Source organism: Motilimonas thetidivivens (genome assembly GCF_046452435.1).
GTDB lineage: Bacteria > Pseudomonadota > Gammaproteobacteria > Enterobacterales > CBDFNC01 > Motilimonas.
This window is the reverse complement of record NZ_JBKFDK010000011.1, coordinates 59798-79672: the sequence shown is the minus strand read 5'-3', so window position 1 is coordinate 79672 and position 19875 is coordinate 59798. Positions and strand designations below refer to the sequence as shown.

Genomic DNA, 19875 nt, shown 5'->3' with positions numbered 1-19875 from the left:
CAGGTTAATCATTAATGGAACAGAAAGTCTCTGCCCCTATGGGCATGCCGCAAATGGAACAGCTGATTGATGTTAAGCAAATATGGCTGACGTTATTGAAGTATAAGTGGAAAATTCTATTTTTCTCGATCATGGTTACGGCTATTGCCAGCTTAGTGGCTTTGTCTAAACCTTCCATCTATACCGCTACTGCAACCTTGATGATTGAATCTAAGCAAGCAAAAGCGGTGTCGGTAGAAGAAGTTTATGGCCTTGATACTCGTATCAATGAATACTTTTTAACTCAGTTTGAAATATTAAAGTCTGACAGCATTGCGCTGGAAGTGATTCGAAAGTTAGATTTAACTAACAACCCTGAATTTAATCCCGCCTTAATTGAAGAACAAAAATTGCTTGATATCTCTTTTGATATCTACGAATTATTGCCCTTTCTAAATGGTTTAAAAAAGCCCGCGCCTGAGCTTTCCGAAGAAGAAGCTACATATCGACTAGAGCAGCGTGTTTTGGCGGTGTTTAAAAGCAAACTAGCTATCTCTCCGGTACGTAAAACGCAACTAGTGAATATTTCGTTTAGTAGCACTAGTCCAGCCCTTGCTGCACAAGTCGCGAATGAAGTCGGTAATGTCTACATTGAAAGCAACCTGGATTCGACCATGCAGGTTGCGAACAAGGCTTCTGGTTGGTTAAACGAACGAGTCGCTAAGCTAAAAGCCGATCTACAGGCATCTGAAGCACGGTTACAAGATTTCTTGAAAGAGGAAGGCTTGGTTGATATCGAAGGGGTTGGCGGTCTGGCCTCACAAGAGTTGAATGAACTTACCTCACAGCTAAATAAAGCCAGAGATCGCCGAGTTGCTGCCGAGTCTCTGTATAACTTAGCCCAAAGCAGTACCAGCAATGTGGCACAGATTTCATCGGTACCCGAAATTACTAATCATCCGGTTATTCGTGATGTGAAATTAGCCGTGTCTGATGCGGAGCGTAAAATCTCAGATTTAACTAAGCGTTATGGTCCAAAGCACCCGAAAATGAAGGCGGCGCAAGCTGAACTTAAATCGGCGCAGACTAACCTAGATCGTGAGTTACGCCAGCTTGTAAAAGGCATAGGCTCGGAAGTGAGCGCGGCTCGCCAAGCTGAAAATACGATCCGCCGTGAAATTGAAGGGCGCAAGGCCGAGTTCCAAGAGCTAACGGTGAAAAATGCGCGCTATTCTGAATACCAACGCGAAGTGGATTCAAACAAGCAACTGTACGATTTATTCCTAAATCGGTACAAGGAAACATCGGCTTCGAGTGATTTTGGTTCAACGATTGCGCGCTTTACCGATGTGGCTTACCAGCCTTTGTTGCCGAGCGCCCCTAAGCGTAAGCTCATTGTACTAATGGCCTTTGTTGCTTCATTTGGTTTTGGTTGCGTGGTGGCATTTGTTTTAGAAGCGCTTAATGACACCTTTACTTCGGCCAAGCAAATTGAAACGACACTGGGTGTGAGTTTGTTAGGGATACTTCCGTTAGTTAAAGGCAAAAAAGATAAGCTGCCAACCTATTTATATTATGACGAAAAGCAGAGAGCCTTCTCGGAAGGGGTGCGGACCATACGGACTGGCTATATGCTGTCGAACATGAATCATGATAATCACTCGGTATTGGTCACCTCTTCCGAGCCTGGTGAAGGTAAGACCACATCAGCGATTAACCTTGCCTTTGGTTTGGCGCAGTTAGAAAAAACCATTTTGATTGATTGCGATTTACGCCGTCCTGCTGTTGCGAGAAGATTTGACCTTCCCGCCGCCCAACCTGGGTTAGCTAACTTGATTGCCGGTACTCATACCTTCGAGGAATGTTTGGTTAAAGATGAAACATCCGGACTGGATATTTTATCTGCTGGCTTAGTGCCGCCTAATCCACAAGAGCTGTTGGCTTCTGAGCGCTTTGGTGTGTTGCTTGAGAAATTAAAGCAGCGTTATAGCCGTATTGTTATCGATACCGCGCCTTGTCAAGCGGTCAGTGATGCTTACCTATTATCGCAAAAGGTTGACTCTTGCATTCTTGTTACACGTGCCGAGCATACTCGCACCGGGGTGGTGAAACATACCTTAGGCAAGCTAGTGCAACAGGGCGTGAAGATCGATGGCGTTATTTTAAATCGGTTGAATCTCAAAAAAGCAGCGAAATACAGTGGTCATGGAAGTTATTATGAATACTATGGCTATGCAGAAAAGGCACCCGCAGCGGCGCAAGTATCTAAAGTAGAAAAAGAATCTGTATAATTGTTAACTCCATCTGATGGAGATTTAGGGATAAAATAATGAAAGCAACGATTAAAAAATGTCTATTTCCTGCGGCAGGTTATGGTACGCGATTTTTACCAGCAACTAAGTCAATGCCAAAAGAAATGATGCCTATCGTAAACAAACCATTAATTGAATATGGTGTGGATGAGGCGATTGCTGCGGGTATCGAAGGTATGTGTATTGTTACCGGTCGCGGTAAGCACTCACTGATGGATCACTTTGATATGAACTATGAGTTAGAGCATCAGATCAAAGGCACCAGCAAAGAAAATATGCTGGTCGATATTCGTAATATTATCGATACCGCCAAGTTTACTTTTATTCGTCAAAGTGAAATGAAAGGCTTAGGTCATGCGATTTTAACCGGTAAAGAGCTGGTTGGTGATGAGCCTTTTGCTGTCGTTTTAGCGGACGACCTTTGTATCAATGAAGAGCAAGGTGTATTGGCGCAAATGGTTGCGCTGTACAAGCAATTTCGTTGTAGCATAGTGGCGGTTGAAGAAGTACCAGCCGATGAAATTCACAAGTACGGTGTGATCGCTGGTGAAATGATCAAAGATGATCTGTACCGTGTTGATGACATGGTTGAGAAGCCTGAGCCGGGTACGGCGCCAAGTAACTTAGCTATTATTGGCCGTTATATTTTAACACCTGACATCTTCGATATTCTTGAGAATCAAGAGCCAGGTAAAGGCGGCGAAATCCAAATTACTGATGCATTATTAAAGCAAGCTCAATCGGGCTGTGTATTGGCGTACAAATTTAAAGGTCGCCGTTTTGACTGTGGTAGCGTGCCAGGCTTCATTGAAGCAACAAACTACTGCTACGAAAAATTTTATAAAGGTTAATTAACGGCATCTTTTGCCGGCTGAATATGACGCAGTTTTACCGGATCGTAATTAAAAGCCTGATAGCCTTGTTGGCCATCGGGCTTATTTTTTTTGCTGGGCGTTATGCTCTGGCTAACTTATATGCAAATTATGTTGAGAACAGCTTAGAGCAATGGCAGGCGCTTCAAGACAAGCAGGCCATTATTGATAATTCGCAGCTCGCGCCGGTATTAAATGCGGCTAAACAAGCCAACATATTCCACCCAAATCACCCCCATTATTTGGTTTTAGAAGCCAAGGTCTATCAGTGGCAATATTTAATTGCAGCGCAGCAAACGGATACGGTTGAGTCAGCGCAACAAATTGCGCCATTACAGGCAAGTTTAGCCTTACTGAACCAAGCGATCGCGTTAAGGCCACATTGGCCAAATACTTATGCCGACGTCGTACATACCAAGCTTTGGTTGAATCAAATCGATGATGAGTTTGCTTCTGCTTTTGTGGCTGCCGACCAATTTGGCTCTATGACGGCAGAGGTGCATCTGGTTTTGAGTCAGTCTGGTTTATTAGCATGGCCTGAGTTGAGTTCCTCATTACGCAAACTCACCACCAAACACATTGCACTGGGATTAATGCATAGACAAAGTCAACATCAGTTGATTCGTTATCTGAAACAGCAAAATAGATTAGCCTATGGCTGTGCCCTTGCGCGGCAAAAAGTAAAGCAGGATGAGCATTTTCCAAGCACTTTACTGCCGTCAACGTGTCGTCGTAAATAGCATGATCAAGTGGTCTATCTTAATTCCTTCGCTATTCGTCATTGCTATTGCGCCCACCCTATCGCTACTAAAAACCTTAGGGTTAGCCAGTGACGAAATTCGGCTTTTAGAGCAAGGGCTTGGCGGGGACAAGATAGTACATTTTAGTTTTGGTTTTGCTTTAATGTTTGCAATGCTATTTGCCCTGTTCAGTTTACTAAGAGATGAGTTAAGGTTGCGCTTTTTGCCTTACCTTTGGCTCGGGATTGGTGTGCTATTGGCATTTTTAGTGGATGAGTGCTTACAAGCGTGGTCACCGCTGCGCCAGTTTGATTTAATGGACTTTGCGATGAGTGCCTTAGGTGGTACTTTTGCTTGGCTTTTGTTTCAGTTAGCGCGGCAAATTTACCTTGAAAGAGTGGAATTATGATTGATTTACATTGTCATATTTTACCTGCCATTGACGACGGTGCCGACTGCGTTGCGACCAGTTTGCAAATGCTGGCCATGGCGCGCGAAGATGGTATTACCCACAGTGTTATGACGCCGCATATTGAGCCGGGGCGATTTGATAATACCGAAACAACCATTGCCGCCGCGGCGCACTCGATAAGAGAGCAAGATGATAGTTATTCATTTTCATTGGCGGCGGAGGTGCGTCTTGACCCGCAAATTATGTTGTGGGCTAAGCAAGGTGTATTGCCATTTCTTGGTCGTTATCAGCAGAAAAATGTTTTGTTGCTTGAGTTCCCACACGCCCATATTCCCCCTGGCAGTGAAAATTTAACGGCTTGGTTATTGGGCAATAACATTCTTCCCATGATAGCTCACCCTGAGCGCAATCGCGCGGTGTGGGAGCAGCCAGCCAAATTGCAACCTTTCATTAAGCAAGGTTGTTTAATGCAAGTGACGGCGAACTCCTTATTGGGGGGCTTTGGCGAGCGAAGTTTAGCGCGCGCTAAGGCGTTACTTGAGGAAGGCCATGCCAGTGTCATTGCCAGCGATGCTCATAACTTGAGCAATCGAACACCTAAGCTGTCTGCAGCATTTGCAGTTGCTAGCCAATGGTTAGGGCAGCGCCAAGCCAGCAAGCTAGTGCTTGATACTCCGGCAAATATTATTGGCTTATAGTGCTGAAGTTAAGATGTGAGGGCTTGTTTTTTCTCTGCTCCGCGCAAAATCGCGTGGATCAATTCTTCGGCATCAAATTTAGTTAGGGCTTCATCCGCGCCAATTTGGTGGGCGCGATCGACGCTAATTTCACTCGATAATGAGGTGTGCAAAATGATGTATGCGTTGGCGATGGCTGGCGCACTGCGCACTTCAAACGCAAGTTCGTAGCCATCCAGTCCGGGCATCTCAATGTCGCTCACTAGAATATCAATCGGCTCTCCTTGCTCTGCACATTGTTTCATGGCTTCAAAAGCATCATGGCCATTTTTATGCAGCAAATAGTGTACGCCCATTTCATCTAATGCCCCCGCTAATTGACGACGGGCTACAGAGGAATCATCTACTAGTAAAATATTCTGATCCCTAAGCAGGGCTTTTTCATGGCTAGATAGAGTGGGTAATGCTTTATTATCCTTATCGGGATAAACCTGATCTAGCAGTAATTCAACGTCCATCAATTGCACTAATTTGTCACCGACCTTAGTCACGCCAGTAACATAGATATGACGGCCTAAAGATTGTGACGGGGCTGAAATTTTCTTCCAATCACACTCAATAATTTTATCGATGCTGCGAACCAAAAAGCCCATCAGTTGGCGGCTGCAATCGGTAATGATAATCACACAGTTGTTGCGTTCTTCAGGCTTGATTGGCGGATAACCTATGGCTTTGGCCATATCTATAACGGCGATGGTTTTGCCGCGAAAATTCGCTGCGCCAAGTACACAGGGATGGGCATTAGGAATGCTGGTGAGTTTCGTAAAAGGAACGATTTCTTGTACTTTTAGGGTGCCAATAGCAAAGCTTTGCTGCGATGTTAAGTGAAATAGCAATAAACCTTGTGACTGATTAGTACTGGTTTTGTTATTCATCGTGCACTCACTATTGAAATATTTAGGGCCAAGTTTAAGTTATCGTTCGCTATTGCTCGTGTTTAGAGAATAGCAAGAAATCGATAATGCCGGAATCCCAGTCATGTTGGATAGGTGTTTTTTACTCTGAAGTTTGCGCTTTATCATTAGTTATACTTGGTTTTAGGTATTTTTACTTAACACCAGAGAGCTTTATTGGTATAAAACCGCCTCCATGATAGTAAGACTATTATTTTTATTTTTCATTCATTACAGGGCCTGAACTTTCGATGTTTTTAGCCGAATTTTTTACTCAAACCAACCAGCAAATTTTGATCACGCCCGAGCAAGCAAGTCACTTTGCTAAAGGTGTTGCTGGGGATTTTAACCCTTTGCATGACCCCAGCAATAAACGTTTTTGTGTGCCTGGTGATCTTTTGTTCTCTTTGGTTTTAGCCAAGTATGGCTTAAGTCAGAAAATGTCATTTAATTTTGCTGGCATGGTGGGTAAAGATGTCGCGCTAAACTTCCCTGTAACGGATGCGCCCTGTTTTGACGTGACCGATGATAACGGCAAGGTTTACTTAGGCGTGGAGCGTGATGGTGATGTTTGTCACGACGAAGCTGTGATTGAAGCCATGGCGCGCAATTATGTTGAGTTTTCTGGGCATAACTTTCCACACATTTTGGTGCCATTAATGGCTGAGCACAATGTCATGCTTAACCCAGAGCGCCCACTGGTTATTTATGACAGCATGGAATTTAATCTATCCCATGTGAATTTTAGTGAGCCTCCTAAGTTAGAGTTAGCTGAAAGCCGTTTAGAAGTAAGCGGTAAGCGCGGCGTGGCCTATCTCATTTTTGATGTTAAATCAGCGGGTGAATTGGTCGGTACTGGCTCGAAAAAAATGATGCTGAGTGGCCTACGCGAATTTGACCAAGCGGCTATTGATGCTTTTTGTGTTCAATACCTAGCTAGCCGCGATAATTATTCGGTGTAATTTTACCTGTTTGCCCTTATGCTGGGTCGGTCCTCGGCCTAGCGTTATAATTTCTTCTCTAATATCCTGCAATTGATTTATTTCATTTTTGGTTCGGCTATGTTGGTCTAAAGCAAAAAATGCCACAATAGTCGCCTGGTTCTAAGGATTGGCAGATTTATGAAAAAAGATACTAAAATCGTTTCGGCGGGAAGAGCAAAGAAATGGACTAAAGGGGTGGTAAATCCACCTTTAGTGAGAGCTTCAACCGTGGTGTTTGATTCTGTTGCGCAGATGAAACATGCCACCGGCAATCGTACTAACAAAGTCATGTTTTACGGTCGCAGAGGCACCGATACTTCATTTGCTTTTCAAGAAGCCATGGTTGAGCTTGAAGGTGGTGCGGGGTGTGCCTTATATCCGTCAGGTACGGCAGCCATTAGTAACGCCATTTTGTCGTTTGTTAAAACCGGCGACCATATTTTAATGGTTGATACGGCTTATGAGCCGACCCGCGACTTTTGTGACAAGATGTTAGCGAATTTGGGTATTTCTACAACCTATTACGATCCCATGATCGGGGCCGGTATTGCTGAGCTGATTCAACCTAACACCCGTATTTTATTTTTAGAATCGCCGGGCTCATTGACCATGGAAGTGCAAGATGTTCCGACCTTGGCAAAGATAGCTCATCAACATGACATTACGGTGATGCTAGATAATACTTGGGCTTCTCCCATCAATTTTGATCCCTTTGCCCATGGTGTCGATATCAGTATTCAAGCTGCGACCAAATATATTGTCGGTCATTCCGACGTTATGCTGGGGACGGCGACAGCGAATGAAGCTCACTGGCCTCAATTAAGAGAAAACAGTTATCTTATGGGTCAATGTACCTCGCCTGACGATATCTATATGGCGATGAGAGGTTTACGTACCATAGGTGTGCGTATGCGCCAGCACCAAGAAAATGCGATTAAAGTAGCGAACTGGCTAGCCAGCCGTGAAGAAGTGGATCATATTCGCCATCCTGCATTTAGTAGTTGCCCAGGCCATGAATTTTTCAAACGCGACTTTAGCGGCAGTAACGGTTTATTCTCTTTTGTTCTCAACCGAGGTAGTCAGGCTGCATTGACGGCATTACTTGATGGTATGCATCATTTTAAAATGGGTTTCTCATGGGGCGGGTATGAAAGCTTAATTTTAGCAGTGAATAACGTACAAGGGCTGCGTAGTGCGACGCAATGGCAGGCGCCGGGGCCGTTAATTCGTGTCCACGTTGGTCTAGAAGACCCAGATGATTTAGTTGCTGATTTAGAGCAAGGGTTTGCCCGATTAAACAGCGTACTAGAGCAAGAAGCTTAATCGGCTTATAAGCGTTTCAAAAAGCGCCAGAGTAGCCAAATATTGATTGCCGTTGCGCTAATAAAAGCCAGCTGCAGACAGATAAAAAATAAGTTCAAGCTTTGCATTCTGACGTCTCCTCTACATATTGGCTATTTTGTAAGCACATTATGAAGGGAGGCGCTGGTTTCATCTATGTGGGATTTCCCCGATAGAGGTAGGCTGATAACCAGATTGAAGCAATAAAAAAACCAGCTGTGATAGCTGGTTTTTTATTGCTAGTCGGTTTGTGTAAAGCTTAGGCTTGGCGTCTTGTAGCCACTGCTTGTGCAAGCTGGCGCAACACGGTTTCTGTATCTGGCCAGCCAATACAAGCATCTGTGATACTTTGGCCGTAAGTGGCCGCTTTACCATCGATGAGGTCTTGACGACCTTCAACTAAGTGACTTTCGATCATCACACCGAAAATTGACTTGTTACCTGCGGCAATTTGTCCGGCTACATCGGTAGACACGTCAAGTTGCTTTTTATATTGCTTGCTAGAGTTAGCATGGCTAAAGTCGATCATCACTTTTTGTGGTAGATCTGCTTTGGCAAGATCACTACAAATTGCATCAACATGAGCTGCGCTGTAGTTAGGCTCTTTACCACCACGTAAAATGATGTGGCAATCAGGGTTACCTGTGGTCGACACGATCGCTGAATGGCCAAACTTGGTGACCGATAAAAAGTGGTGCGGAGCACTGGCTGAGCCAATCGCATCAATCGCAACCTTAATCGTGCCATCGGTACCATTTTTGAAACCAACTGGACATGATAGGCCAGAAGACAATTCGCGATGAACTTGAGATTCGGTTGTACGAGCACCGATAGCGCCCCAAGACATGAGATCTCCCACATATTGTGGTGAAATCATATCAAGGAATTCACTGGCGGTAGGCATACCTAGTTCGTTCAAATCCAATAGTAATTTGCGGCCAATACGTAAACCATCGTTAATTTGAAAACTATCGTTCATGTATGGGTCGTTAATTAAACCTTTCCAGCCTACGGTTGTACGTGGCTTTTCAAAGTACACGCGCATTACGATTTCTAGGTTATCTTTTAACTCTTCACGTAACGCCAATAATTTTTGGCCATATTCGACAGCAGCTTGGGTGTCATGAATTGAACATGGGCCAATCACAACCAATAGGCGGTCGTCTTTGTCGTGTAAGATATTTTGAATTGCGGTGCGGCCTTGATACACAGTCGCTGAAGATTTTTCTGTGGCTGGGTATTTTTCTAGTACAGCAATTGGGGGTAAAAGTTCTTTGGTTTCGCGAATGCGAAGGTCGTCCGTTTGGTACTGCATATTACTCACTCATTAATTATGGCCGAGATGGCTCGGCAATGCTTATCCCTTTGTGTCCTTAATGTACCAGCCTTAGCGGGGCTGGCGCAAATTTGACTGATAATTATATAGACTATTTATGCTGATTTTTAGCTTAACTAGTCACTTCAGTTCTTGTGTGTAGATTATTGAGGATTTGGTTTGCTTGTTTTCGTGCGTCCAGCAGATCCGTTTGGCTTAAGCTGGCATCAAATTCTCCCAATTCAGGAAATAGTTTATACATCATAGGATCGGGATACATGTTGACCACGTCCATGGTGATGCTTTTGGGTACTTCAAAAAAAACAAAAGGAGCGGGATCGATAAAGCTACGTAGCTTTTCTACTAAACGTGAAGCCGTTAAGGCTTCGATAAAAAACTCCTCGCTGTTATCCGTGTTATCCCATTCACCTATGGCTAATTGGGCTCGATAAGGCAGCTCTTCTGAAACGTCATCCTTTTCTAGATAGATGGCGTACAGTAAATTGGGCTCATTTCGATTATCTATCCACAGCCCCATTAATTTAATGTCTGGATTCGCAATAAATAGTTGGGGAAGTTTTTCTAAGGTTTGCACTAATAGCTGATTACTTTTTATCATTGCATACTCTAACGCGGTCAATAGTAGGTCACGAGATACCGCTCATCTAGGAGAGATATGTTTTATCATAAAAATAGTTAAGTTAGCGTGACAAGCTCTGGATGTTTTAACTATTCGCGGGTAAATTGATTTACATCAAGCAAATGCAACACTTTAATGAAATCGTTAAGATGTGACTGTCTTACTCTGTGTCTGCAATTTGATCCCCGTTAAACTGGGTTTTATTTCTCTATTATTTATCTAATCGGTAACCTAATAACTTGGAGCGTTGAGTGAAAAATACCACACGAAAAATGGCCGCGAACAAACGAATTGCATTGGTGGCACACGATAATAAAAAAGCCGATTTACTCGCTTGGGCGCAAGAAAAAGCAGAACAGCTGAAGTTACATCATCTCTTTGCCACGGGGACAACGGGCACCTTGCTTAGTAAAAAAGTGGGCTTGCCGGTGAAATGTTTGTTATCGGGTCCTATGGGTGGGGATCAGCAACTGGGGGCCTTGATTGCCGAGGGCGAAATTGATGTGATGATCTTTTTTTGGGATCCATTAAATGCAGTGCCTCATGATCCGGATGTTAAAGCTTTATTACGCTTAGCCGCGGTATGGAACATTCCGTGTGCAACCAACAAATCCAGCGCCAATTTTTTAATGAACTCAGAGTTTATGAACAATGAGTATGAGATTGAAATTCCCGATTATGCCGGCTACTTAGCTGAGCGGACTCAATAATCACAGTTGCACACTCAATGTGATTAGTGTGCCTATAAGGAAGCTTAGATGTCAGCACCTAGCCCCGCCATAAAGCAAGCGAAGTTAAGCCAGATTACGGTTTTCCCGATAAAATCAACGGCCGGTATTCACCTTAACCACTCTTTTGTTGAAGAGTTGGGGTTAGTGTTTGATCGTCGTTTTGTCTTAGTGGATCACCAAGGCAAATTCATTACGGCGCGTACTCAGCCAAAATTAACCTTAGTTCACAGCGCGTTTAGTGAGTATGGTTTGCATGTTCGTGCGCCAAATATGCCGGCGTTAGAAATTGACAAAAGGGATTTTGGCCACCTTTACCTTGATGTGGAGATATGGGGAACTCAGGTGAGCGGGCAATGGTGTCATAAAAACTATGACACCTGGTTTAGTGATTTCTTGGGAGTGCCATGTCGATTACTCTTTTTTGCTGAACAAAGTGAACGCTGGGTTAAAGATCAGCAAACCCAAGTGGCTTTCGCCGATGGCTACCCCTTGTTGCTGATATCGCAAGCATCTCTTGATGACTTAAATGAGCGCGCCGATGAAAGCGTCACTATGGATCATTTTCGTCCCAACCTAGTTGTTAAGGACTGTCTCGCGTTTGCTGAGGATAGTTGGAAAACCATTCAAATAGGTGAAGTTCGTTTTGCGGTCGTGAAGCCGTGTTCGCGCTGCATTTTTACCACTATAGATCCTACGACAGGGATAAAGAGTGAACTGAACGAGCCATTGAATACGCTGCAAAAGTACCGTAAAGGCAGTGATGGTCAGGTTTACTTTGGCCAAAATTTGATCGCGTTAAATGAAGGTAAAATATCGGTATTTGATAAAGTTGAGGTGTTGGAATATCAAACCCCGGAAGCTTATATCAATCATGCACCGAAAGTGCGCAGCGCCACGCCGATAGCGCAGGCAAATCAGTGGAGTAAGCATCAAACACAGGCGTTAACTTGTGTTGCTGTCATAGAAGAAAGCCATGATGTAAAAACGTTTCGCTTTAGTTGCGCCAACGTGACTAAGTTTAGTTACCTTGCGGGGCAGTACATCAACATTGAAGTGACCATAGATAACAAGCCATACAAACGCACATATACCTTGTCATCGACACCAACTAGACCGGATCTCATCAGCATCACGGTGAAAAAGTTAGCTCAAGGTAAGGTCTCTACTTGGTTGCATGAGCATTTAGAAGTCGGCGATAACTTATTTGCTTATGCACCTGCGGGCAGCTTTCATTTACAAAAAGCACCCAGTGAGGCTCCCTTATTGTTTATTTCTGCTGGGGTCGGTATTACCCCCATGCTGTCAATGCTTCGAAACATCAGCGATTTAGCGCAAAGGCGTGATGTGGTGTTTTTACATGCTGCTAAAACCCAAGCCGATCTGGTGTGTCAGCAAGAGCTAGCCTTCTTGCAGTCGTTATTACCTCATTTAAGCTTGCACTATTTTATCAGTCGCGAGCAAGGTGATGAGTTTGCTCCTAAAACAGGAATGTATTTTGGCCATATCAACCAGCGCTTTTTGGAGCAGATACCCGACCTGACGAAACGCACTGCGTTTGTCTGCGGTCCAACCGGCTTTATGACGCAGATGAAACAACTGTTATTGGCTGCGGGATTGCCATCAAGTCAGTATTATGATGAGAGTTTTGGCCAAAAAGAGGGTTTTGGTGGCAATAAAAAGCAACTGAATATTCTATTTGATAGCTGGGATACTTATGTTGAGGGCGACAACCAATTGACATTATTAGAGCAAGCCGAACAAGCTGGATTGAGTTTACCTTTTTCTTGTCGTGGTGGCATGTGCGGAGCCTGTAAGGTGCAATTACACTCGGGTGAAGTGCGTATGCTAAGTGATGCGGCTTTAACTCCCGATGAACGAGAGAGTGGGGTGGTTTTGGCTTGTAGTTGTGTGCCGCAAACGGATCTCGTGGTGTCGCAGTGCTAATGTTTGCTAATTAACTCAGGCTCTATTAATCAGTGTCAAAATACGAGTGATCCGCCGCCTTTTTGACACTGATTGTGTTCTCTTAACTGCGCAAGCCAACAAAATTTTGACGAGCGTATTCAGGACGCGCCGATTTTAGTAACTCTACTTCTTCTTCCGTCATTTTCCCTTGTGGCAAACCAAGTAACTTGTGGGTAAGTAGTGGTCGCGCTGCAAGGTTTATCGAAAGTTTCACTATCCGGCGTTCACCATTAATTTCCTGAGTCGATAAGGCGGGCACCAGCACGCCTGCGTCCAATAAGTTGGCAACAGCGGGCTCATTTAATGGCAGAGACAGCACATTTTTACGCTGAATAATATATTCACGTAACACCGCTTTTTCTTCAAAATCAAGGCGCTTGATCATATCTGTCATGCGCTTGTATTGCTGTTGCTGCTCGGTTTTATGGGTTAGCCTAAAGTGAGTGTATAGCAAGCCTTTAGCGATAAAGTAAGCACAGCTAATGATACTAGCAACCGTTAGGTACGGGCTCAGTTGAGCTTGTAACGACTGAATGTTGAGCGCTTCGGCTAATCCGCCGGGCAAGATCAGCATAAATATGCCGCTTAATAATACCCAAGCCATTAGTAAGCTAAATTGAACATTCATCGAGAATTGCGTAATAATTTGTTTCATGTGAAATCCCCTTCGTATTTCCATTGAGGCATGATGCAAAATGTAAGTTGGGCATCGCGTTGAGCCAGTTAGGTTTTATTAAGCAAGTGCAGTGCCAAGATTAAATTCGAGGCAAAAAAAAGCCCTTGATGATTCAAGGGCGGTACTTGTTAGGATCGCATCACTACAAAAGTGCGATTTGATGGAGATGTCCTTGCCACAGCTCACCGGAGAAGTCTCTTACCGAGACGATACCTGTTGCTTGCTGATGGCTGATAACCACACCTTCACTGAAGTCGAGATTACGTCTGGGATATACCACGCGTTTTCCAATCCACATAAGCCAATTCGCTAAGTCTTAAAAGCCTGCTTAGTATAAGAGTCATATATGACAAAAATCTGACAACCGTCAAAGTGCTAACTGACTAATTAATCGCGCTGCAACATTGGCGGTGCGGTTGTCTTGATCAAAGTTCGGGTTATATTCACTAATGTCAGCAAGCTTTAGCTTATCTTGGCCGTGTTTTTTGACCGTCAAAATCAGGTGCTCAAGTAGCTCGAGGGGCATACCATAAGCGGCTGGGGCGCTTACTCCGGGCGCGATATAGGCAGGCAGTACAGCGAGGTCAATGCTGATATAGATGGCATCGACTTCGTTAATAAAAGACCTAATACCCGCTTTTACAACGTCAATGTTGTGCCAGTGCAGCTCGGTATCAAATTTGTATTTTACCTGAAATTCTTTTGCCCTTTGAAACAAGGCTTGGCTGTTACTAATTTTGCTGACACCAAGGCAAAGATATTGTAATTCACGACCTTTGTCTTGGGCATGTTTCATTATTTGATAAAATTGGCTGCCCGATGAACCGCCGTCGTGATCGCTGCGGATATCAAAATGGGTGTCGAAATTGATCACGCCAATTTTGGCTGTGGAACTGAGTTTTTTATCTAATCCTTGATAACAGCCAAATGCTAGCTCTTGCCCCCCGCCTAAGATAATCGGAAAGTGAGTTTGCTCTAAGATATCTGCCACCATGTTACCTAAGTCTGCTTGTGCTTTGGATAGTTCAAACCATTCACAATCTAGGTTACCAGCATCATATACCGGCTTATCCAAATGCCAAGCTAGATTAGCGAGGGCGCGCCGAATCGCTTCGGGACCTTTGGCGGCGCCGTGGCGGCCTTTACTTTTACGTACACCCAAATCACAAGGAAAGCCGACTAAGCAGGTTCCTTGCTGCGCGCCGTGCTCTAAACGAGTCACTTTATTGTGCCAGCGTATTGCTAATGGGCTGTCTTCACGGTCTTGTTTGCCTAGCCATAAAGGCGAAGATAAATTTGTCATATCTAATATATCTCAAGGAATTAGCTGATTTTTAGTTTGGCACATCATGGCTAAACTAAAACCAATATCCCTCGCCTTAATGACAAAATTAATACATCTGTGAACTGCTGCAAAATTCTTCACTTAGTAGCATAAGGTTTCGCAAGCGATACCATCGTTATCATTATCCAATCGACTGACACCACAGGTATTTAAGTAAAATTGCGCTTCTTGGCAATTCTGCATTTGGCTGCAATAACGCTTATCTTCACAGCTAAAGGAGGAATTGGTGGCGGTGCTGTTTGTATTTAGGCCACAAAGGTCGCCTAGTTCATGTTTGTTTAGACCAAATTGAGGAAACAAGCGCAGCTTAGTTAAGCCCTCGAGCTGTGCCATGCTGACTTGGTATTGGCTCACGTCAGAGAGGCTAAAACCCTGATGGGGAATGACAAAGGCCATGGTGGTTTGCTGGTTTATTGGGCTGGCATAGGCTTTAAAATAGGCTGATGGAATGCGGATTTTCTGGGCTAACCATTGCTGATCTCGGGTGTAATAAATGGGGCCCGTTATTACCATTAAATGGCCGATTTCAAGTGTGCATTGTCTCTCCCATGCTTCCAGCTCAGCCCAGCCTTGGCGATTAAACGCTGGCAGCTGTGGCACTATGTTGCTCATCAAGTAAGATTGTTGCGCCGAGCTTGGGGTGAAATCCATCGACGCAGCGGGCGCAAGGTGGCCACGATCATAGCCTGTCGTCAAATAAGTGGATGGGGCGATTTGTGCCGAACTGGGTAAATCGGGGTCGGGGATAAAATCATAATCTTGACCATAACCAATAACCCGTTCGGGGGTTAATTGATAGCTGACCCAATCGGCGGTGTTATGGCTTAGGTTAAAGCCCAGCTGGTAGCCTTCACGGCATAAGCTGAGATCCGAATCGTGCTCCACTAATGTTTGATCGCAGTCAGTTGAAGCAATGAACGAGGCTTGTTGGTTGGGTTGCAGCGAACTAGTGCCACTTTGGCAGCCAACGATGGAAGTGAAAAGAATAAGACTAAGGTACAGTTTGCGCATAAAAATCCATTATTGATTTATTTGTTACTATGATAGGCAAACTTATTCGCCTTTTTGGCTCAACACGTTATGTATTTTTAAACTGTGAACTCACGCTGTGAGGCTAACGCTAGTTTTTTCCCATATTTTCTTTATGCTGGCGAAATACATGATTAAGTGGGGGATTTGCATGCAAGCTAAGGTATTCGAGCAAAATGAAGGTTTCAATCTAGGTGTGATTGAAGGGTTTTATGGCAAGCCGTGGTCATGGCAAACCCGCCTAGAATATTGCGACTTTTTAGCGAAGCAAGGATATGGCGCTTATATCTATGGCCCGAAGTTTGATCTCAAGCTACGTGAGCATTGGCAACAACCTTGGAGTGACGCAGAGCGGGAGCATTTACAACAATTAGCCCGTTGTTATCAACAGGCAGGTTTAAAGTTTGGCATTGCCTTGAGCCCTTATGAAGTTTACCAACACTGGCATAGTCAAACCCGTGATGCCTTGGTCAAGAAAATGGCTGAAATAAATGCCATTGGGGCCGACATTTTGTGCATCTTATTTGATGACATGCGAGGTGACGTGCCTGATCTGGCGGTGAATCAGGCCGAGATTTGTGACTTTATTGCGCAGCACAGTCAGGCCGAAGAAGTAATTATGTGTCCTACCTATTATTCGGATGATCCGGTGTTAGAGCGGATTTTTGGAGCCAAACCCGAAGGGTACTTAGAGCTCTTAGGACAAAAGTTAGATAAGAAGTTCGACGTTTTTTGGACCGGACCAAGCGTCTGGTCGGTCGCTTACCCTCCTGAGCATCTCATCCGTGTTGCAGAGCAGTTGGGGCGCAAGCCTGTGATTTGGGATAATTACCCCGTTAATGATATGAAAAATTGGCACTATTTGTTCTTACGCGCTTTTAAAGACCGGCTAGCAAGCATGCCAAGTTTAACTCGCGGCCATTTTGTTAATCCTATGAATCAAGCTCAGTTATCCAAAATATCGCTATACACCTTACCGCTAGTGTATCAACAGGGTGAGCAATATGATCCTGAACTCGCTCTGCAGCAAGCGCTCACTGAATTAGCGCCCAAAGACTTAGCCGTTCAATTAGCGCAAGATACGGCTGATTTTGCTGATCGCGGTTTTAAGTTGCTTACGCCCGAAGAGGTAAAAGGATTGCAAGCGCGATATAGCAAGTTTGATCATCCCATGGCACAAGAGGTACTTGGTTGGCTCAATAAAGAATACGAATTTGATGCCAACAAGGTGCAGCAATGGACCCAAGATTAGCCACAACAAACTGAAATTTGGGCGCGTTTTTAGTGCAATAAAGTTGTCATACTGAGGGGCTATAGTTGCTTTGATAACAATAAATATCCCCTTGGTATCATTGCGGCAATTGTTTAAATTATCTGCAAAATAACTTTTCATGAAGGTGAAAAACTTTCACTTTATTTCGTGCTCTGCTAAGGCTATTTATTGCAATGTAATCAACATTGGAGCTTTAAAGCTATGGGTAAGACATTCATCAACGATGATTATGATGACGACTACGAAGATCCAGACTACCATGACGTGGCAGATCACAAGCGCAAGAAGAAAGAAAAAATTCAAGCCAACCTTGTGCGTGATAAGCGGCGTCAGAAGAAATATGCAGAAGGTGACGAACAAGGTTTCTAGTTAATAAAAAAGCCAGTTTTTTAGCTGGCTTTTTTATTGGCTAAAATTTATACCTCTCAGGCCGTCGGTTTTTTCGTTGAACAGCCTTAAAGCGGCCTTATTTCCCAGCCGAGATCAAACGACTAATGTTTAGCTTTACTCAGCTCAAACATCCCCTCATGCAAGGTGAGATCTCGGGTCAGTTTTTGTTGCCACTTGTGTTGTATTTCGATCAGCTCTTGGCTTTCTTTGTAGTGTTGAAAAGCCTCTTGCCATTGCTTTGCGATGTCGGCGGGAGTGCTTTTGGAGAGCGCTAAATAGCTGTAGGCGGTATTCACGTAATGAACTTTAACCAATTGCTGAAATGCCGGCTGCTGAGCCAGCATGTAGGCATGCTCAATATCACCTGTCAGCACGGCATCAATGCGTTTTGCCAGCAGCATTTTATAGGCTTGCTCTAATGTGTTGAGGGGATAGAGATTAGTGAAGCCTTGAGCTTTCAGCCATGTCTCGCGGTTGTCAGCACGGAGTACGCCAATGTATTCCAGTTGTTTGTATTGCTCTAATTGGTGATATTTTTTATCGCTGTCTTCACGGGTAATAAAATACCAATGTTTGGCCATGACAGGGCCTATCCAATAGAAGCTTCTTTCTCGCTGCGGGTTACGCTCGGCGCTAAAGATCAAGGTATTGGGACGCTGTAGCCCTAGCTCTAACACGCGTGCCCAAGGCGCGATTTCTATTTCTTGTTGGTGCTGGGTATGACTCGCAAGTAGTTTGACATAGTCAGTGATCACGCCTTCTACCTTGCCATGGCGCTCAAAGTTCATCGGTGGCTCGTGGGAGGTGAGTAAAGCGAGTTCGGCGTTGGCAATGGCAGGGGTGAGCTGCAGAGCCAGCATCCCGGCTAGTATTGCCTTGTGGATTTGCAATAAACCTTTAATACGCCAATGAGAAAACACATCTTACTCCTGTAACTTAGGACTCGGCCAGAACAGAGCAAATTATAACTGAATATCTCAGGCGTACATATCAGAAACAAGAAACAACAATATCTTGGCTATGTTTTGGTACAGCTTAGGTTGAGCTTCAATGGCTATGATATAGCTATAGCTTACTCTGGCTGTATAGCTGCTAGCGGATGCTTGGAGATTGATAAGTGGTTCACCAAAGGGGAGATAATGATGAGGATTATGTTATTTGGGCTGTTATTGACAGGGCTTGCGGGTTGCTCGCAAATGCCAACGCAGCAGCATCTGGTTGAGCAAGCGCAATGGGGGGCATTGGGTGAGCGCGATGGTCATCAAGGAAAGAGCGCAAAAACGGCGGATGAGTTAGCTCATTTAGCTAATCAATATCAGGTTGTTGATGCAGACTACGAGCAATACTTATCGGCTTATCAACAGGGCGTAAATGTGTATTGTAAGGAGCAAGATCCTTATGAACTAGGCCGTCAAGGTCGCCCTTATTTTGGGGTTTGTGATGACAAGGATAAGGGCAGATTTAAGCTGCATTGGCAACGCGGCAGAGACAAGTTTCTCAGTCCTGAACTTCCTGACTGAGAGTCGCTTGACTGCCGCTAGTAGTTAAAAGCCGTGGGGGCAAGAAAACTCCATGGCTTGATGGGTTCTGGGGTGCTTTATTTTGAGCCAAGTGGCGTGCAGTAATAAGCGTGAAGACAGCGCCTGCGCCTCGGGAGTGGCATAGAAATAGTCCCCCAAAATAGGATGCCCAATGGCTTGCATATGCACCCTTAGTTGGTGCGTGCGTCCGGTAATGGGAGTGAGTTTGACTAAGCTAGTTTGCTCATCTTCGCTCTCCACATCAAAGTAAGTCTGTGAAGCTTTTCCATTTTCATAACAAACAATCTGCTTGGGACGGTTAGGCCAATCACAGATTAATGGCAAATCAACGAGGCCGGACTTTTCGGCTAAGTGTCCCCACACTCTGGCGTAGTAAACTTTTTCGGTTTCGCGATTCATAAATTGCTTTTTCAAGTTGCGCTCGGCATCTTTATGCATGGCTAGCACTATTACGCCAGAGGTCGCCATATCTAGGCGGTGGACAATTTGTGCATCGGGAAACTGCTCTTGTACGCGGCGCCAAGTACTATCGCTATGCTTAGGATCTCGCCCCGGTACGGATAGTAAACCACTGGGTTTATTGACGACGATGATGTCACGATCTTGATAAATGATGTCTAACCAAGGATCGGTTGGAGGGTGATATTCGAGCATTGCCATGGGGGTGTTTTGCCTAGATTGAAATTGGCGCTAGGATACCT

Annotated in this window: 21 protein-coding genes; 12 read left to right on the top strand and 9 right to left on the bottom strand. The window is 44.5% G+C overall.

The genetic code is table 11. The annotated features are described in order from the left end of the window. The first annotated feature begins 14 nt into the window (after positions 1-14). From ACK8OT_RS10240 to ACK8OT_RS10220, 5 genes are read left to right on the top strand one after another with little or no spacing between them, the layout of a single operon-like run. A complete protein-coding gene (locus ACK8OT_RS10240; protein ID WP_410196416.1) occupies positions 15-2270 on the top strand; it encodes a GumC family protein in 2256 nt (751 codons plus the stop codon). Positions 2271-2308: 38 nt separating this feature from the next. Then, a complete protein-coding gene (gene galU / locus ACK8OT_RS10235) occupies positions 2309-3142 on the top strand; it encodes a UTP--glucose-1-phosphate uridylyltransferase GalU (protein ID WP_410196415.1) in 834 nt (277 codons plus the stop codon). Positions 3143-3168: 26 nt separating this feature from the next. Further along, on the top strand, positions 3169-3903 hold the full coding sequence (locus ACK8OT_RS10230; RefSeq protein WP_410196414.1) for a VpsP family polysaccharide biosynthesis protein: 735 nt from the start codon (positions 3169-3171) through the stop codon (positions 3901-3903). 1 nt (position 3904) lies between these two features. Continuing rightward, on the top strand, positions 3905-4312 hold the full coding sequence (locus ACK8OT_RS10225) for a VanZ family protein (protein ID WP_410196413.1): 408 nt from the start codon (positions 3905-3907) through the stop codon (positions 4310-4312). Continuing rightward, entirely contained in the window at positions 4309-5013 is a 705-nt protein-coding gene (locus ACK8OT_RS10220) for a tyrosine-protein phosphatase (RefSeq protein ID WP_410196412.1), read from the top strand. The genes ACK8OT_RS10225 and ACK8OT_RS10220 overlap by 4 nt, the downstream gene beginning before the upstream one ends. An 8-nt stretch (positions 5014-5021) precedes the next feature. Here ACK8OT_RS10220 and ACK8OT_RS10215 read toward each other — a convergent pair whose 3' ends face one another. Continuing rightward, positions 5022-5927 carry a chemotaxis protein gene (locus tag ACK8OT_RS10215; protein WP_410196411.1) on the bottom strand — a complete coding sequence of 302 codons (906 nt, stop codon included), beginning with the start codon at positions 5925-5927 and terminating at the stop codon, positions 5022-5024. A 269-nt stretch (positions 5928-6196) separates the two neighbouring features. On the opposite strand from ACK8OT_RS10215, the gene ACK8OT_RS10210 reads away from it, so the two are divergent. Continuing rightward, positions 6197-6907: a DUF3581 domain-containing protein gene (locus tag ACK8OT_RS10210; protein ID WP_410196410.1), complete on the top strand. Its 711-nt coding sequence runs from the start codon at positions 6197-6199 to the stop codon at positions 6905-6907. 159 nt (positions 6908-7066) lie between these two features. Then, positions 7067-8251, top strand: coding sequence for a cystathionine beta-lyase (locus tag ACK8OT_RS10205; RefSeq protein ID WP_410196409.1), 1185 nt, complete (start codon positions 7067-7069; stop codon positions 8249-8251). A 277-nt stretch (positions 8252-8528) separates the two neighbouring features. Here the strand turns inward: ACK8OT_RS10205 and aroG are convergent, their stop codons facing one another. Both aroG and ACK8OT_RS10195 read right to left on the bottom strand, forming a co-directional pair. Then, entirely contained in the window at positions 8529-9584 is a 1056-nt protein-coding gene (gene aroG / locus ACK8OT_RS10200) for a 3-deoxy-7-phosphoheptulonate synthase AroG (RefSeq protein ID WP_410196408.1), read from the bottom strand. 133 nt (positions 9585-9717) lie between these two features. After that, complete coding sequence (locus ACK8OT_RS10195; protein ID WP_410196407.1) at positions 9718-10203, bottom strand: hypothetical protein; 486 nt, start codon at positions 10201-10203, stop codon at positions 9718-9720. A 272-nt stretch (positions 10204-10475) separates the two neighbouring features. Here ACK8OT_RS10195 and ACK8OT_RS10190 point away from each other — a divergent pair, with 272 nt between their 5' ends. Together ACK8OT_RS10190 and ACK8OT_RS10185 are read left to right on the top strand one after the other, a co-directional pair. Beyond that, complete coding sequence (locus ACK8OT_RS10190; protein WP_410196406.1) at positions 10476-10934, top strand: methylglyoxal synthase; 459 nt, start codon at positions 10476-10478, stop codon at positions 10932-10934. Between the two features lie 48 nt (positions 10935-10982). Continuing rightward, positions 10983-12899, top strand: a complete 1917-nt coding sequence (locus ACK8OT_RS10185; protein ID WP_410196405.1) for an MOSC N-terminal beta barrel domain-containing protein — start codon at positions 10983-10985, stop codon at positions 12897-12899. Between the two features lie 82 nt (positions 12900-12981). On the opposite strand, the gene ACK8OT_RS10180 is transcribed toward ACK8OT_RS10185, so the two are convergent. From ACK8OT_RS10180 to ACK8OT_RS10165, 4 genes are all read right to left on the bottom strand, one after another. After that, a complete protein-coding gene (locus ACK8OT_RS10180) occupies positions 12982-13575 on the bottom strand; it encodes a superinfection exclusion B family protein (protein WP_410196404.1) in 594 nt (197 codons plus the stop codon). 163 nt (positions 13576-13738) lie between these two features. Further along, entirely contained in the window at positions 13739-13894 is a 156-nt protein-coding gene (locus ACK8OT_RS10175) for a hypothetical protein (protein WP_410196403.1), read from the bottom strand. A 69-nt stretch (positions 13895-13963) separates the two neighbouring features. Then, positions 13964-14899, bottom strand: a complete 936-nt coding sequence (gene hutG / locus ACK8OT_RS10170) for a formimidoylglutamase (protein ID WP_410196402.1) — start codon at positions 14897-14899, stop codon at positions 13964-13966. Between the two features lie 123 nt (positions 14900-15022). Next, positions 15023-15952, bottom strand: a complete 930-nt coding sequence (locus ACK8OT_RS10165) for a DNA/RNA non-specific endonuclease (protein WP_410196401.1) — start codon at positions 15950-15952, stop codon at positions 15023-15025. Between the two features lie 148 nt (positions 15953-16100). On the opposite strand from ACK8OT_RS10165, the gene ACK8OT_RS10160 reads away from it, so the two are divergent. Then, entirely contained in the window at positions 16101-17222 is a 1122-nt protein-coding gene (locus ACK8OT_RS10160) for a beta-N-acetylglucosaminidase domain-containing protein (protein ID WP_410196400.1), read from the top strand. Between the two features lie 222 nt (positions 17223-17444). Further along, on the top strand, positions 17445-17612 hold the full coding sequence (locus ACK8OT_RS10155) for a hypothetical protein (protein ID WP_410196399.1): 168 nt from the start codon (positions 17445-17447) through the stop codon (positions 17610-17612). Positions 17613-17734: 122 nt separating this feature from the next. On the opposite strand, the gene ACK8OT_RS10150 is transcribed toward ACK8OT_RS10155, so the two are convergent. Then, the gene (locus ACK8OT_RS10150) at positions 17735-18553 is read right to left on the bottom strand and encodes a substrate-binding periplasmic protein (RefSeq protein ID WP_410196398.1); all 819 of its coding nucleotides are present in this window, start codon (positions 18551-18553) and stop codon (positions 17735-17737) included. Between the two features lie 219 nt (positions 18554-18772). On the opposite strand from ACK8OT_RS10150, the gene ACK8OT_RS10145 reads away from it, so the two are divergent. Then, positions 18773-19153 (top strand): DUF2799 domain-containing protein, encoded by a 381-nt coding sequence (locus ACK8OT_RS10145; protein ID WP_410196397.1) that lies wholly within the window; start codon positions 18773-18775, stop codon positions 19151-19153. Between the two features lie 24 nt (positions 19154-19177). Here the strand turns inward: ACK8OT_RS10145 and rluA are convergent, their stop codons facing one another. Further along, a complete protein-coding gene (gene rluA / locus ACK8OT_RS10140) occupies positions 19178-19834 on the bottom strand; it encodes a bifunctional tRNA pseudouridine(32) synthase/23S rRNA pseudouridine(746) synthase RluA (protein WP_410196396.1) in 657 nt (218 codons plus the stop codon). Between the last annotated feature and the right edge of the window lie 41 nt (positions 19835-19875).

Coding starts and splice junctions, on each gene's coding strand:
- ACK8OT_RS10185 (WP_410196405.1), top strand. CDS start 10,983: ATGTCAGCACCTAGCCCCGCCATAAAGCAAGCGAAGTTAAGCCAGATT.
- ACK8OT_RS10220 (WP_410196412.1), top strand. CDS start 4,309: ATGATTGATTTACATTGTCATATTTTACCTGCCATTGACGACGGTGCC.
- rluA (WP_410196396.1), bottom strand. CDS start 19,834: ATGGCAATGCTCGAATATCACCCTCCAACCGATCCTTGGTTAGACATC.
- galU (WP_410196415.1), top strand. CDS start 2,309: ATGAAAGCAACGATTAAAAAATGTCTATTTCCTGCGGCAGGTTATGGT.
- ACK8OT_RS10175 (WP_410196403.1), bottom strand. CDS start 13,894: ATGTGGATTGGAAAACGCGTGGTATATCCCAGACGTAATCTCGACTTC.
- aroG (WP_410196408.1), bottom strand. CDS start 9,584: ATGCAGTACCAAACGGACGACCTTCGCATTCGCGAAACCAAAGAACTT.
- ACK8OT_RS10205 (WP_410196409.1), top strand. CDS start 7,067: ATGAAAAAAGATACTAAAATCGTTTCGGCGGGAAGAGCAAAGAAATGG.
- ACK8OT_RS10225 (WP_410196413.1), top strand. CDS start 3,905: ATGATCAAGTGGTCTATCTTAATTCCTTCGCTATTCGTCATTGCTATT.
- hutG (WP_410196402.1), bottom strand. CDS start 14,899: ATGACAAATTTATCTTCGCCTTTATGGCTAGGCAAACAAGACCGTGAA.
- ACK8OT_RS10215 (WP_410196411.1), bottom strand. CDS start 5,927: ATGAATAACAAAACCAGTACTAATCAGTCACAAGGTTTATTGCTATTT.
- ACK8OT_RS10165 (WP_410196401.1), bottom strand. CDS start 15,952: ATGCGCAAACTGTACCTTAGTCTTATTCTTTTCACTTCCATCGTTGGC.
- ACK8OT_RS10210 (WP_410196410.1), top strand. CDS start 6,197: ATGTTTTTAGCCGAATTTTTTACTCAAACCAACCAGCAAATTTTGATC.
- ACK8OT_RS10180 (WP_410196404.1), bottom strand. CDS start 13,575: ATGAAACAAATTATTACGCAATTCTCGATGAATGTTCAATTTAGCTTA.
- ACK8OT_RS10155 (WP_410196399.1), top strand. CDS start 17,445: ATGGGTAAGACATTCATCAACGATGATTATGATGACGACTACGAAGAT.
- ACK8OT_RS10240 (WP_410196416.1), top strand. CDS start 15: ATGGAACAGAAAGTCTCTGCCCCTATGGGCATGCCGCAAATGGAACAG.
- ACK8OT_RS10160 (WP_410196400.1), top strand. CDS start 16,101: ATGATTAAGTGGGGGATTTGCATGCAAGCTAAGGTATTCGAGCAAAAT.
- ACK8OT_RS10145 (WP_410196397.1), top strand. CDS start 18,773: ATGATGAGGATTATGTTATTTGGGCTGTTATTGACAGGGCTTGCGGGT.
- ACK8OT_RS10230 (WP_410196414.1), top strand. CDS start 3,169: ATGACGCAGTTTTACCGGATCGTAATTAAAAGCCTGATAGCCTTGTTG.
- ACK8OT_RS10195 (WP_410196407.1), bottom strand. CDS start 10,203: ATGATAAAAAGTAATCAGCTATTAGTGCAAACCTTAGAAAAACTTCCC.